The sequence below is a fragment of the Cytobacillus luteolus genome, from assembly GCF_017873715.1.
Classification (GTDB): domain Bacteria; phylum Bacillota; class Bacilli; order Bacillales; family Bacillaceae_L; genus Bacillus_BV; species Bacillus_BV luteola.
Genome location: NZ_JAGGKM010000006.1, coordinates 1 through 14,964 on the forward strand (window position 1 = coordinate 1; position 14,964 = coordinate 14,964).

The following is a 14,964-nucleotide window of genomic DNA, read 5'->3' on the forward strand; positions in this document are numbered from 1 at the left end:
TCAAACTCTCCAATAGAGTTGATTAGCTCATGCTAAAACAATTTTTAAAACAAACATTGACGCTTGTGTTGTGTTCAGTTTTCAAAGAACTTTTTAACTCAATCGCTCGTAAGCGACTTTATTAATATAACATGCTGTGTTTTTTAAGTCAACATGTTTTTTGTTTTTCTTTATCGCTGTTTGTTTGTGTATCGCAGCGACGAAATATAATATACCACGTATTCTTTTATAGAGTCAATACTTTTTCAGAAAAACTTTTTAGAGGTGAAATGGCTCCTATATTATTCTATAGAAGCCATACATTTTAATCAGCTCAGAGCTGTGTATCTTCTATGGTAAATACCCACACCTTTTGTCTCGATTCTTTCAACGGATACTAGTCTTTTTTCGATTAGATATTCTAGTAACACTTCTAAATCCACACTATACGACTCTAATTCCGGATGTTCTTCCATTTCACTGTAGGACCACGTTTCAGTTTTTGCATTCAGAACATTGATTAAGTGCTTCCCTCCAATTGCTGCTCGAGAGTGAATTAGAAATTCACTTGCAAGGAAAAGCAGCTCAAGTCTTTTGTTAATTGGCTCTTCACTTTCAATCAGTTCCTGATAAAGCTTATGTATTTGAGGTTCCATTTGCTTCACTTGATTCCAGACAGTTACTTCTGGATGAAATCCTTTTTCAATTACAGATAATCTTGCTAAATGATGAAGAGCGTGTACAACGTTGTTATAGGCATCCAGGTAATTTTTCTGTGCTAAAAATCCCTTTCCATCCTGATATCTTCTTATTAACTTAGCAAATTCGATTCCCATTTTCTTTTGACGGTCGGACATAGGAAACTCATGATATTCTTCTTTTAAGTGTTGGATATATTCATTTCGGTCAAAAAGAACCTTCCCATGTAGAACCCATTCCGAGACTTTCCGGTTAGTTCCGTATAGCAGCCAATTCTTTAGTTGATCATCCCTCACCGTGTATAAGGAAGCTTTTTGATTTTCGTATTCATAATGCCTTATTGTCATTTGTTTTTCTTGCTCTTTTACAATAACTAATATCACACTATCAAAGGAATCAGTAATCGCAAGTAAGCTTTTTGCTTTTTCTACCATAATGATTCCTAGCGTGTTTGTTTGACTCGCTCTTTCTTGATAAATAGGACGTAACAAATCTTTCATTCAACTGTCCTCCATATTTATAGTTGTGTAATACTTTCGACAGGACTATCAATAAACCCTTTCTAAATAGAAAGTTTTTGGGTCACAAAATTTCCCCTTTTTAAAGCTATTATGTAATATGGTATAGTATGTATAGGAGGAATGAAGATGGCATTAAAATATTCTAGTAAAATTAATAAAATTAGATCGTTTGCTCTTATCTTAATCTTTGTTGGGTTTGCCGTAATGTATGGAGGTATCTTCTTCCGTGAATCCGTTTGGGCAATGACCATTTTTATGTTATTGGGGCTTCTTTTTATAATCGCTAGTACAGTCGTTTATTTTTGGATTGGGATGCTTTCAACGAAAACCGTTCAAGTTGTCTGCCCTTCCTGCAACAAATCTACGAAAATGCTTGGAAGAGTCGACATCTGCATGTACTGCAATGAAACACTTACTCTAGATCCCGCTCTTGAAGGAAAAGAATTTGACGAGAGCTACAATCGTAAAAGTTTAAAATAAAAAAAGCTGATAGCTACTTGCTATCGGCTTTTTTAATGTGCATTATTTTTCTGGCAATCCGGGCATTCTCCGTAAACTTCCATTCGATGTTTATTCACTTTAAATCCAGTAACATGTGCAGCTAACGCTTCTACCTCATCTAGGCCTGGATAATGAAAGTCTACAATTTTTCCACAATTATCACAAATAACATGATAATGATCTGTAGTGACATAGTCGAAACGACTTGATGCATCACCGTATGTTAGTTCTCTGACAAGACCAACTTCACGAAATACTCTTAGATTATTGTAAACAGTAGCAACACTCATATTCGGAAATTTCCCTTCGAGTGCTTTATATATATCATCTGCGGTTGGATGAGACATGGCATTTATTAAATATTCAAGTACCGCATGACGTTGAGGAGTGATTCTGACCCCTGTCTCCTTTAACGTTTCAAGCGCTTCTTTTAGTTGATTATTAGACATCGCCATGCACCTCTTTTCTAAATAAAGATATTCTTACTTTATAATATTTATAATTAGTGTACCTTGTGATTCCTACTTTTGTCAATATTTCTACGTTTACTATATGATTAATCAAGGATTTTCATTACTGAGAATCACTTTCCTACTATTATTGATGAAGGGTTGGTTCTCCTTTTCCTTCTTTAAAGTTTATGAACCTTGCTGCAACAAATAAAAAGTCAGAAAGACGATTTAAATATGAAGAAACTATAGGATTTACTTCATCACCAATAGCAACAGCTCTCCTTTCGGCTCTCCTTACAATTGTTCTCGCAATATGTAGAACAGCACCCGCTTCACCGCCTCCTGGCAAAATAAAGTTAGTTAGTTGCGGCAATTGTTGATCCCATGCATCAATCACTGCCTCTAGTTCTTTAATGTCTTCTTCAGTTAATTTCCACTTCACTTCCTTACCTGTTGGTGTGGCAAGTTCTGCTCCAACATGGAAAAGTGTTGTTTGTATTTTACGTAGGATTTGAATAATGTCATCTTTTTCACTATAGGTAGCCTTTTGAATATGTGTTAAAGCTAAACCTATAAATGAATTAGCTTCATCACAAGTACCATATGCCTCAACTCTTAAGTCATTTTTAGATACTCTTTCTCCGTAAATTAGAGAAGTCGTCCCTTTATCACCGGTACGTGTATATATTTTCATTATATTACCCCCTGTCTGAATCTATTATCTATATTATCAAGTCTTATCAATTAAGAAAATACAGTAAAAAGAGATCTATTTCCCTTTCCTCAAAAAAAGGTGCGGGAAATCAATTCCCGCACTTCAATCACGCTAACATCTGAGGAGGTATGCCCTACACTCATAAAATACTCACCTGGCAGTCTTTTTGTATAGACGTATGCCTGTGTTTTGAAAAATAGGCTATTTATCTTTCTTTAATTTCTTCTAATGCTTCTTCCACATGACCTTTTACCTTAACTTTACGCCACTCTTTTACGATTTGACCCTCAGGATTAATTAAAAAAGTGGAACGCTCGATTCCCATGTATTCTTTCCCGAAGTTCTTTTTTAGTTTCCAAACATCATAAATTTTAGCCACTTGATGTTCATCATCGACTAGAAGTTGAAATGGTAAATCATATTTCTCTGTAAATTTTTGATGCTTCTCTGCTGAATCCGGGCTAACCCCTAGAATAACTGCGTTTAAATCAGAAAAGCTTTTATAGTGATCACGGAAGTCACAAGCTTGGGTTGTACACCCTGGCGTCATGTCCTTCGGATAGAAATAAAGTACAACATATTTCCCTTTGTAATCCGATAACTTAATACTTTCTCCATTGGTTGATTTTAATTCAAAATCTGGTGCTACCTTTCCAACTTCAACTGACATTACATTTCCTCCCTCAAACTAGTCTTTGCTTCTAGATTATCGAAAACTAGGCAGGAATACAAATGTTAGTCCCTTTCATAATTTACGACTGAACGTACTACAAACGCAGTCGGCATAATGTACCCTAGTAACGCTTCAATAATTGATAGCCAACGCCCCACACCAACTGGCGTTATATCTCCATATCCCACCGAAAAGAGAGTGATTGCACTAAAGTACATAGAATCCTGAAGTACAGAGAAAAAGTCACCGCTTATGTATTTTCCATCTTCAATTAAAATCGGTGCTCCTAACATGATAAATGAGGTATATATGATTCCGAATCCAAGTAACACCGTTATATAGATAAAAAATAGTAAAACAATGTTTTCAAAGGAGATGTACTGATTTCTCTTTCTACTCATCGAAAATAAGGATTTTATGCTCATCACTAAACCTGCTATAACCATTGATAAAATAAATAATGGAAACAAACCTATCACCTCTATTAATAGGGTTCATTTATGTATACGAGAGGCTTGGTTAACTTAGTACTGTTATATGGACAAACTCCTTCGACAGTATATATAGAAGGAACTAATCGAAGACGATTCGACAAGTGCGTGGCATTTGTCGAAAAACTGGTCAATTCATGCTAAAATAACCATGGATGTTAATTAGTACTGGAGGTATTTAAATGAACTTCTCTAAATCGGAAGAATTACATAAAGAAGCACTTGAACATATTGTTGGTGGAGTAAATAGTCCATCTCGTTCTTACAAAGCGGTTGGAGGTGGGGCTCCAGTTGTGATGGAAAGAGCTAAAGGGGCCTATTTTTGGGATGTTGATGGTAATAAGTATATCGATTATCTAGCAGCGTATGGACCTATTATAACCGGACATGCTCACCCTCATATTACAAAAGCGATTCAAGAGGCAGCAGAAAACGGCATATTGTACGGAACACCAACTCCTCATGAGATTAAATTTGCAAAGATGTTAAAAGAAGCGATGCCTGCATTAGATAAGGTCCGTTTTGTGAACTCAGGTACTGAAGCAGTTATGACCACAATTCGTGTTGCACGAGCTTATACAGGAAGAGATAAAATCATTAAATTTGCTGGGTGCTATCATGGACATTCAGATTTAGTTTTGGTCGCAGCTGGCTCTGGGCCTTCAACGCTAGGTACACCTGATTCTGCCGGAGTTCCTAAAAGCATAGCCCAAGAGGTAATCACAGTTCCATTTAACGAGATCGAACCTCTACGAGATGCCCTTGAAAAATGGGGAGATCAGATCGCTGCAGTATTAGTTGAGCCAATCGTAGGGAATTTCGGGATTGTTGAACCGTACGAAGGATTCTTAGAACAAGTTAATGAACTTACTCATTCAGCTGGCGCTCTAGTTATATATGATGAAGTCATTACTGCTTTCCGTTTTATGTATGGCGGCGCCCAAGATTTATTAGGGGTTAAACCTGATTTAACGTGCTTAGGTAAAATTATCGGTGGAGGACTTCCTATTGGAGCCTATGGTGGTAAAAAGGAAATTATGGAGCAAGTTGCACCACTAGGTCCTGCCTATCAAGCTGGGACAATGGCTGGAAACCCAGCTTCAATTCTCTCTGGTATTGCTTGTCTTGAGGTTTTAAAACAAGAAGGTGTGTACGAGCAGCTTGATAAGTTTGGAGCTATATTAGAAGAAGGTATTTTAACACACGCCAAAACCTATAATATTCCTATTACGATTAACAGGCTAAAAGGTGCTCTAACGATTTACTTTACGGATGAGAAAATTGTGAACTATGAACAAGCAGAAAATACAAACGGAGAAATGTTTGCTACATTTTTCAAGCTTATGCTTCAACAAGGGATTAATTTAGCTCCTTCAAAATATGAAGCTTGGTTCTTAACAATTGCACACACAGAAGAAGATTTAGATGTCACTTTAAAAGCAGTTGAACATTCTTTTAAAATTATGTCTGGTGAATAAATATACATTTTTTAAAGTTAGGGTATTTCCACTTTCCCTAACTTTTTTATTTTTTCTTTGAAAACGTTTACACCTTACTCCCTACTGTTTTGAGCAGTCTGAATTAAATGAATACTCTATCCAATTGGATGAATAGATAATTGATTTCACTTTTTTACTATGGTAAGATAAAGTATACTTTTCTGAAAATTTATTTTATTTGTTCTTTTTTTCACCGTGTAATCACTATCATTAACATAGTCTTACAATAATCTTATGCAAACAAAAACTTACAGGAGGTGAAGGCTGTAAGTAGGGGGAATGTAAAGAATTCATTAATTGAATAAAACCAATTCTTTTTAAATCCATTATTATTAAACCCTCCTCAAAAAGCCGCATTAATGAAAAAAAATTGGAGTCCAAGTACGTTTAGAGATTTCCACCATCAAGAGCATGATGCCTGTGGAATCGTATCCGCAATTGAAAAAAGAAGAATCCCCACAAAATTGAATATTGATACATGTATTAATGCCCTCGTGACAATGAATCACCGTGCAGGATTTATCAATGGTGAAGGTGACGGAGTAGGAATTCACATCGACATTCCCAAAGCGCTGTGGACAGAAAAGCTAGGAAAAGCTGGAGTGGATCCAAGTGTTGTGGATAACAAAAGCTTTATCGTTGGTCACTTTTTTATCAATCAAAACATCGACCTCGAAGAAAAGAAAAACTATATTCGTCAGCTCTTTGTTGAAAACGGATTAGATCTTATTTTTGAAACAGATGAAGCGACCTCTTCAAGTGCTCTTGGTCCAATCGCCACACAGCAGGAGCCTCTTTTTTGGCAGGTTGCCTTAGTAGCACAATCTCTTGAGAATCTACCAAAATGCCTATTTAATGTTTCTATTGATATCGAAGAATGTGGAAATGTACATGTTGCTTCACTTAGTAATTATCATGCCGTTTATAAGGTGTTAGGTGCTGGTGATATTTTACCTAAGTATTATCATGATTTGGCCAACCCACTTGTTGCTTCAACAATGACACTAGGACATAACCGTTATTCAACCAATACATTATCTAATTTTTTCCGTGTTCAGCCCTTCAGCTTGCTAGGTCATAATGGTGAAATTAATACCATTGCAAAGCTTCGCGATGAGGCTAGGATGATTCATGTTCCCCTAACAGATGGCGGAAGTGACTCACAAGATTTAAACCGTACAATTGATACCCTTATATCACGTGATGGTTATAGCTTATTTGAAGCTGTCGACTTTATGTTCCCACCAATCATCAATGAAATGAAGGCCTATCCAGAGCATTTACAAGATTTATATACGTATGCTCGTGAGGCATGGGGTCATTTTGCTCAAGGACCTGCGGGGATTATTTCTCGATATGGAGAAGAAGCAGTCTTTAGTGTTGATGCTCTCGGCTTAAGGCCAGTATGGATGCTAGAAACAGAAACCTCTTATTTATTTGCGTCTGAACCCGGTATCATCCCTTCTACCGAATATACAGCTGAGCCAAAACCACTTTCTCCTGGTGAAAAGGTTGGTATGCGCTGGGATACTAATGATACTATGCAGGTTTTCCATTACGCAGAGTTTCAAGAAGAGGTATATCAAAGAGTATCAAAAAGAGTGGATGTTACAGACTATCGCTCTAGATTATCGACACCTTCTTTCCCAAAAACAATTACAGTAACAAAATCGTCTACTGTCCACAATGGACAATATTCTGCCTTCGGTTGGGACCGTGAGCATATTCAGCTGATTGAACAAATGGCTGAAAAAGGTGCTGAGCCTATTCGATCATTAGGTCATGATGCTCCACTTGCAGCCATCGACCCTGGTAGAAAGAATATAGCAGATTTTATAAAAGAAAGTGTAGCCGTTGTAACAAATCCTGCCATTGATCGTGATCGTGAAACAGAACATTTTTCAACACGTTCAATTATCGGCAAGCGCCCTTCCCTAGTTTCTGATGACAACAATGACTTTGTGATCGAGCTATCTTCACCTTTATTAATTGAAGGAAGTCAGGGCTATGATTGCTCTTCAACACTAGGTCAACCATCGTATGATCAGGTTGTGAATGCTTTTTCCGAAAAAAAGCTAACTCATTATTTATCTGCAACGTATACAGAGAATGAGAGTTTACAAGATGCACTCGTTCGTCTTGCAAAAGAAGCTGAGGATGCAGTAGAACAAGGTAAATCACTATTAATTATTGATGATGCGAATGCACATCAGAACGGAAATCTATGGATTGACCCACACTTAATTTTAGCTGCGGTCGACCAAGCATTAGTAGGTAAGCAGATTCGCCGTCATTGTTCAATTCTCCTTCGTTCAGGAGCGATTCGTTCATTGCATGATATTATTGTTGCTTACGGTCTTGGTGCGAATATTATTAGTCCATATTTACTTTTTGCAACCGTTGTTGAAGAAACAATTCAGCCTTCTGTTAACCTATTCTCATCACTGAATAAAGGGTTAGAAAAGGTTATCTCAACGATTGGAATCCACGAGCTACGTGGTTATGGTCGGTTATTCTCAGCCATCGGTCTGAATGAAGAGGTTGCCGATGTGCTACGAGTTGTAAATTTCCTAGGTTCTGAGTCTGTAGCCTATAACTTTGAAACTCTTACAAAAGATGCACTCGAACGTGCAGAAGACTTCAAGAATGAGAAAGCAAGACCTGGTAAGTTGTTCCACATGTTCCCGCGTATTTGGAAATCAATCGGTGATGTTGCCCAAACTGGGAATTATGATAGTTACCGTGAAAAGCTTACAGAACAAGAAGAAACGAACCCTACAACGATTCGTCATCTAACTGCTTTGAAAAAATCAGATAAGAACGTTTCTCTTGAAAAAGTGAACATCGGCGTCGGAGACCATAGTCTACCATTTGTCATTTCGTCCATGTCCTTTGGTTCTCAAAATGAAATTGCCTTCCGTGCATATGCAGAAGGTGCAGAACGCCTAAACATGATTAGTCTTAATGGTGAAGGCGGAGAAATTAAGGATATGCTTGGCAAGTATCCTCGCACAAGAGGACAACAGGTTGCGTCTGGTCGTTTCGGGGTAAATGCTGAGCTCTTGAACTCTTCTAATCTATTAGAAATAAAAATTGGTCAAGGTGCTAAGCCTGGTGAAGGTGGACATCTACCTGGTTCGAAGGTTACTGCAAAAATTGCAGAAGCTCGTAATGCAACCATTGGTTCAGATTTAATCTCACCTTCAAACAACCATGATATTTATTCAATCGAAGACTTGGCTCAAATGATTGCAGAATTAAAAACAGCCAATGATCAAGCAAAAGTATCTGTTAAGGTTCCTGTTGTTCCGAATATCGGAACAATCGCAGTAGGTATTGCAAAAGCTGGTGCAGATGTTATTACGCTAAGTGGCTTTGATGGCGGTACAGGGGCTGCACGAATTCATGCACTTCAACACGTTGGTTTACCGGTCGAAATAGGAGTAAAAGCCGCTCACAATGCGTTACTCGAAGCCGGATTGCGTCAAAATGTTGAGCTTTGGGCAGATGGCGGTATCAAAAGCGCGCTTGATGTTATGAAGGTTATGCTTCTTGGAGCGAACCGCGTTGGTTTTGGTACTTTATCCATGATTGCCATTGGTTGTACGACTTGCCGTGGTTGTCACCTTGATACATGTCATGTCGGAATTGCCACACAAATTGAATCTGAGGCTCAAGCAAAAGAGCATGGGTTACGCCGCTTCGTACCTCGTCAACTGGATAATGCTGTTCAAGGCTTAGTTAATCTATTTGGTGCTTTTGGAAACGAGCTAAAAGCGTTAACCGCTTCATTAGGCTTTGACAACCTCCAAAGCATTGTCGGTCGTTCGGATTTATTAGAACAAGTTCGAGGACTAGATTCAATGGATTTAACTGAACTCTTAAAGCCTCTTGAAATTGAGCAACTGACCTTTAAAGAAGTGGCAGCAAGTGCCGAGGAAAAACAATTGCTAGTTGCTGTTGGCGCTGAGTATTTAGATAACAACATCGAGGAGCTTCACACTTCTCGTGAATTCGCAACTGTTACATCAGAGCAAAGGGTTCTAGGAAGTCGCGTATCCTGCCACCGTGTCCGCGGCAGATTAGATGGTTCATATCGAAATTTACCTGATATCACGTTGAAATACACGGAAGGTTCGATCCCTGGTAATGGCTTAGGTGCCTACAACAGTAGTGGTATTAATATCCACGTCCAAGGTGGGGCCCAAGATGGCATCGGTAAAACTGCATTCGGTGGAAACATCCTTATTTTTAAATCAAAAGGCAAGGATGGCCAGTTCTATAATGGTTCCGTCGGAAAAGGCTTTGGCTATGGAGCACAAAGTGGTGTTCTTTTAGTTCAAGGTAATGCCGATGCACGTGCTGGAATTCGTCTATCTGGTGCAGATATGATTATCGGTGGCCAAGTGACGAAACCAATTGAAGAAAGTGAACATGGCAATATCGGTGTTCATGCAAATATCAAAGGCTTTGCATTTGAGTACATGACTAACGGCCGAGGCCTTGTACTTGGAGATCCGGGTCCATGGATCTGTGCTGGGATGACAGGTGGAGTGGTTTATCTAAGACACCAAGCAGAAATGGGCCTAACAAAAGCAGCCATTGAAAGACGTATCGCTAAAGGAGCTAAGGTTTCCATTGCTACCCTTTCTGAAAAAGGGAAAAAAGACGTTGTTGAGCTGCTTACGAAGTACATCGATGGACTTGTACTACATGGGCAAGTTGGGGAAGCTGAGAAGTTGAGGAAGTTACTAGATAACCCAGCAGAACACTTCTTCCAGATTAACCCTACTAAAGAGCAGGCTGATCCGGCTGTATCTACTGAATAAAGCGAAAAGAGCACTCGTGGCGAGTGCTCTTTTTTCTTGCTAGTGGAGCTGATGGAACAAAGATGGGATTCGGACTTGTTTCAGGGATTTTTGCTGAACCTGTCCGAATCATCCTGTTATTCCGACTGGTCCCTTCGATTACATGCTCAACCTGTCCGAATCATCCTGTTATTCCGACTGGTCCCTCCGATTACCTGATCAACCTGTCCGAATCACCCTGTTATTCCGACTGGTCCCTCCGATTACATACTCAACCTGTCCGAATCACCCTGTTATTCCGACTGGTCCCTCCGATTACATACTCAACCTGTCCGAATCACCCTGCTATTCCGACTGGTCCCTCCGATTACATGCTCAACCTGTCCGATTCACCCTGTTATTCCGACTGGTCCCTCCGATTACAAGCTCAACCTGTCCCAATCACCCTGTTATTCCGACTGGTCCCTTCGATTACATGCTCAACCTGTCCGAATCGCCCGCGGACAGCGAGGTAGAAATTAAAGAAAATCTCTTTAATTTTCATTACAACTCAAGCCCTACTAACAATTAGGACTTTACTGTTTAAACATTTTGTAATAGGCTAAATACTATCATAAAGGTACTTTTACAAAGAAAGGTTTGTACATAATGAAACTTGGTGCCCGCATTTTTAAAACGGGAATAGCCATCACCTTAGCACTTGTGCTGGCTGATATGTTGAATCTATCAGCACCCGTATTCGCAGGAATTGCTGCCATTTTTGCAATTCAACCATCTATTTACCGGTCAGTTGTCTCCGTTATTGAACAGTTTCAAGCCAATGTGATCGGTGCTGGTTTAGCGATCTTTTCTGTCTTATTATTTGGTAATGATCCATTTATCATTGGATTAACAGCTATCCTGGTTATCGCTATCACCATTAAGCTTAAAATTGAAACTACCATACCCGTTGCTGTAGTCACCGTTATCGCCATTATGCAAAATCCTGGAGAAGAGTTTTTATCGTTTGCCCTTCTACGGTTTTCAACGATTATGCTTGGAATCTTATCTGCCTTCTTGGTCAATCTAGTCTTTATCCCACCAAAGCATGAGAAGAAACTCTATTATAAGATCGTTGACCAAACTGAAGAAATTTTAAAATGGATTCGAATGAACACTCGAAACGCATCTGAATTTGGCGTGTTAAAGTCAGATATTGATAAAATCAAAGACGGCATGCAAAAGGTAGAGCAGTTTTACGTATTGTATAAGGAAGAACGAAACTATTTAAAAAATAACAAATATGTTAAAGCCCGTAAATTAGTTATTTACCGTCAGATGATTAAGACAACAAACAAGGCTCTTGCTACTTTAAAAAAGCTACATAGACTTGATAATGAGCTAAAGAGCATGCCAGATGATCTTCAGCAATTAATTATTGAAGAGTTGAACGACCTATTGTATTTTCACGAGCAAGTGCTTTTAAAGTTTATCCGAAAAACAAAACCTCACCCAGAGGATCTCCATGGAGAGCTAGAATTCAATAAAAAATCAGTCATTGAACGATTTGTTAAGTATAACAAACTTGATGATGAACGAGCGCAAAAGGATTGGTATCACCTTTTTCCACTTATCTCCACAATCGTTGAGTATAGTGATGAGATGGAACATCTTGATACATTAATTGATCGATATCAAGCCCATCATAAAGCTGATGATGACTTTGAGAAAAATGCATAATGAAAACCCCCATTCGAATATCGAACGGGGGTTTTACTTTTGTTAGTTATTATTTAAGGCTAACACCTTTGAAGAATGGAGTACCACTGAAGTTTACGAATAAACCTTCGATACCATTCATACCGTGATTGAAGTCAGGGTGTTGTAGGTATGCCATAGGCACTTCTTCTACAAGAATTTCAGAGATCTCTTTGTAAGCCTCATTACGAGCGTCTTGGTCAGGATTTTGACGAGCAAGGTCTAGAAGCTCATCAACTCTTTCGTTTTTGTAGAATGAACGGTTACCAGGTGAACCAAAGTTCTTAGAGTGGAATAATGCATATAGACCGTAGTCAGCATCACCAGTTACAGTTGTCCATCCAAGGATGAATAATTCGTGCTCACCAGCAGCAGTCTTCTCAAGGAAAGTACCCCACTCGATGATATCAATTTCAACTTCAATTCCAAGCGGCATTAATTGAGCTTGAATTAACTCAGCGATATCTGCACGCTCTTTGTTACCTTCGTTAACCATTAATTTTGTTTTGAATCCATCAGCAAATCCAGCTTCTGCTAAAAGTGCTTTTGCACCTTCAACGTCATAAGGAAGTGGAGTTAAGCCTTGGTAGTTACCAACTACAGTTGGAGCTAATGGTCCTACAGCTTCAACACCTTGGCCATCTAATACTCCGTTTACGATATCGTCTTTATTAATTGCCATAGCAATTGCTTGACGTACTTTAATGTTATCAAAAGGAGCTACGTTCATATTGAATCCTAGGTAGTCCATACGTGTTCCACGAACATTATCAATTTCAATACCAGGCATAGCAGATACACGTTCAACATCTGAAGCACCAACTAGCATTACATGAGCTTCACCAGTTTCAAGCATTGCAACACGAGTTGCTTGCTCAGGAACGTTCTTCATTACTACACGGTCAACTTTTGCAAGCTCTCCCCAGTAGTTTTCGTTTTTAACGAATACAATTTCAGCACCACGGTTCCAAGATTCGAATTTGAATGGACCAGAACCGATTGGATTTTCGTCAACTTTTTTACCGCCACTTCTTTCTTCTTCAATTGCAGAAGGAGCAACGATTGAACCTGCGTTATGAGCTAAGTGAGCAGGTAGTGGAGCGAATGGGAATGCAGTTTTAACATGAACTGTTAATGGGTCAACTACAACAACCTCAGTGATCATGTTAAGTACAACAGCACGTGGTGATGCAAATTCAGGATCAATAATACGCTCAATGCTTAATTTAACAGCATCTGCATTAAAGTCTGTGCCATCATGGAATTTTACGCCTTCACGTAATTTGAATTCCCAAGTAGTTTCATCTACAGAACTGAACTCAGTTGCTAGTAAAGGTACAACAGACCCGTCAGCAGCATAAGTAGTTAAAGTTTCAAAAATTTGAGATGTTGCAGTAGTAGTAGATGTATCATTTGATCCGTGTGGATCTAGAGTTGGAGCATCTGAACCAGATACATAAACTAACTCTCCGCCACCTTCAGATGCTGCGGGAGCATCAGTTGAGTCTTTTGAATCAGCTGGTTTATCAGTAGCATTGTCTCCGCCACCGCTACAAGCCGCTAACGCAAATACGAAAGCTAGTACTAATAGTAGTAAGAAATTTTTTGTGAACTTCATTCGTGTTACCCCCTAATTAGTTTTTCTAAGATAGCTAAGCTACCTTTCACTTTTTTATAATAATCTAAAAATTATAAACTTACAATATATTTTTTTAATTTGTTTAATATTCTTGTAACCTTTGTAATAAAGTGGAAATAATTAGTGACTTTTGTTATTCGAATAATATTATTTACTTGTTCATATTTTCCAATTATAGTGTTAATCTCTCTTTTCTTCCTATATAAATTATATCATTTAGAAAATCTAGAAAAGTCTCTATATAACTATTGTAAATTCACTTTAACATAGCTATTATAGTTACTAACTGTGTTTAAAATATTACAAAAATTAAAAATGTTACATTTTAGAAAGGATGGAAAAGGACATGAGTCAACCGCAACTTCAACCTACAACAGGAACTCCTGTTAAAGTACAAAACACGAACACTACAGCTTGGAAGGCATTCTATAAGAAGCTTGCCAAAAATAAAGCTGCTCTTGCAGGAGCCTTCATCGTAATGGTTTTTGTATTTCTTGCGATATTTGCTCCTTTATTAGCCCCACATGACCATATCATGCCTGTAATGAGCAAAAAGCTTGAAACACCATCAGCAGAACATTGGTTAGGAACAGATGATAAAGGGAGAGATATTTTAAGTCGTCTGCTTTATGGATCTAGAATATCGTTAACAGTTGGAGTTCTATCAACTCTATTAGGTGCCTTTGTTGGTATCATCATGGGAATTGTAGCAGGCTACTATGGTAGATGGATAGATTCCTTGATTATGAGAATCTGTGATGTGTTATTAGCTTTCCCTGGTATTCTATTAGCACTTGCAATTGTAGCGATCCTAGGTGCAAGTACAACAAATGTTATCATCGCTGTTGCTTTCTTCGCGGTACCAACATTTGCACGTATTGTTCGAGGTTCCACTCTAAGTGTTAAAAAACTAGAATATATTGATGCAATTAAAGCAATGGGAGCTAGTGATTTCCGAATCATATTCAAACATATACTTCCAAACATTGTTTCACCAATTATCGTACAAGCCACTCTTTATATCGCGTCAGCAATTATTACAGCAAGTGCCCTTTCCTTCCTAGGAATGGGAACAAAACCACCTACTCCTGAATGGGGTACGATGCTAAGTGATGGACGCTCATATATTGCCCAAGCGCCACACTTAACTCTATTCCCTGGGTTAACGATTTTACTTGTTGTTATCGGATTTAACTTATTCGGTGATGGTTTACGAGACGCGCTTGACCCTAAAACAAAGAAATAATTCA

11 protein-coding genes are annotated in these 14,964 nt (G+C 38.5%); 5 read left to right on the forward strand and 6 right to left on the reverse strand.

Features of this window, described 5'->3' with window-relative positions; translation table 11 throughout:
- Nucleotides 1–308: 308 nt before the first annotated feature.
- On the reverse strand, nucleotides 309–1,178 hold the full coding sequence (locus J2Z26_RS16765) for a nucleotidyltransferase-like protein (protein ID WP_193539767.1): 870 nt from the start codon (nucleotides 1,176–1,178) through the stop codon (nucleotides 309–311).
- A gap of 147 nt (nucleotides 1,179–1,325) precedes the next feature.
- Between J2Z26_RS16765 and J2Z26_RS16770 the strand changes: the two genes are divergently transcribed.
- Complete coding sequence (locus tag J2Z26_RS16770) at nucleotides 1,326–1,679, forward strand: YgzB family protein (RefSeq protein ID WP_193539768.1); 354 nt, start codon at nucleotides 1,326–1,328, stop codon at nucleotides 1,677–1,679.
- A 32-nt stretch (nucleotides 1,680–1,711) separates the two neighbouring features.
- Here the strand turns inward: J2Z26_RS16770 and perR are convergent, their stop codons facing one another.
- The 4 genes from perR to J2Z26_RS16790 form a co-directional block, all read right to left on the reverse strand.
- Complete coding sequence (gene perR / locus J2Z26_RS16775; protein ID WP_193539769.1) at nucleotides 1,712–2,149, reverse strand: peroxide-responsive transcriptional repressor PerR; 438 nt, start codon at nucleotides 2,147–2,149, stop codon at nucleotides 1,712–1,714.
- Between the two features lie 148 nt (nucleotides 2,150–2,297).
- Nucleotides 2,298–2,846, reverse strand: a complete 549-nt coding sequence (locus J2Z26_RS16780; protein WP_193539770.1) for a cob(I)yrinic acid a,c-diamide adenosyltransferase — start codon at nucleotides 2,844–2,846, stop codon at nucleotides 2,298–2,300.
- A 226-nt stretch (nucleotides 2,847–3,072) separates the two neighbouring features.
- Entirely contained in the window at nucleotides 3,073–3,537 is a 465-nt protein-coding gene (bcp, locus tag J2Z26_RS16785) for a thioredoxin-dependent thiol peroxidase (protein WP_193539771.1), read from the reverse strand.
- Nucleotides 3,538–3,602: 65 nt separating this feature from the next.
- Nucleotides 3,603–4,010 (reverse strand): potassium channel family protein, encoded by a 408-nt coding sequence (locus tag J2Z26_RS16790; protein ID WP_193539772.1) that lies wholly within the window; start codon nucleotides 4,008–4,010, stop codon nucleotides 3,603–3,605.
- 203 nt (nucleotides 4,011–4,213) lie between these two features.
- Between J2Z26_RS16790 and J2Z26_RS16795 the strand changes: the two genes are divergently transcribed.
- The 3 genes from J2Z26_RS16795 (at nucleotide 4,214) to J2Z26_RS16805 (ending at nucleotide 12,057) form a co-directional block, all read left to right on the forward strand.
- Nucleotides 4,214–5,509 (forward strand): glutamate-1-semialdehyde 2,1-aminomutase, encoded by a 1,296-nt coding sequence (locus tag J2Z26_RS16795; RefSeq protein ID WP_193539773.1) that lies wholly within the window; start codon nucleotides 4,214–4,216, stop codon nucleotides 5,507–5,509.
- Nucleotides 5,510–5,889: 380 nt separating this feature from the next.
- Entirely contained in the window at nucleotides 5,890–10,359 is a 4,470-nt protein-coding gene (locus J2Z26_RS16800) for a glutamate synthase-related protein (protein ID WP_209794389.1), read from the forward strand.
- A 627-nt stretch (nucleotides 10,360–10,986) separates the two neighbouring features.
- Entirely contained in the window at nucleotides 10,987–12,057 is a 1,071-nt protein-coding gene (locus J2Z26_RS16805; protein ID WP_193539774.1) for an FUSC family protein, read from the forward strand.
- Nucleotides 12,058–12,106: 49 nt separating this feature from the next.
- Here J2Z26_RS16805 and J2Z26_RS16810 read toward each other — a convergent pair whose 3' ends face one another.
- Entirely contained in the window at nucleotides 12,107–13,693 is a 1,587-nt protein-coding gene (locus tag J2Z26_RS16810) for a glutathione ABC transporter substrate-binding protein (RefSeq protein WP_193539775.1), read from the reverse strand.
- Nucleotides 13,694–14,060: 367 nt separating this feature from the next.
- Between J2Z26_RS16810 and J2Z26_RS16815 the strand changes: the two genes are divergently transcribed.
- Nucleotides 14,061–14,960, forward strand: coding sequence for an ABC transporter permease (locus J2Z26_RS16815; protein ID WP_193539776.1), 900 nt, complete (start codon nucleotides 14,061–14,063; stop codon nucleotides 14,958–14,960).
- Nucleotides 14,961–14,964 lie beyond the last annotated feature (4 nt).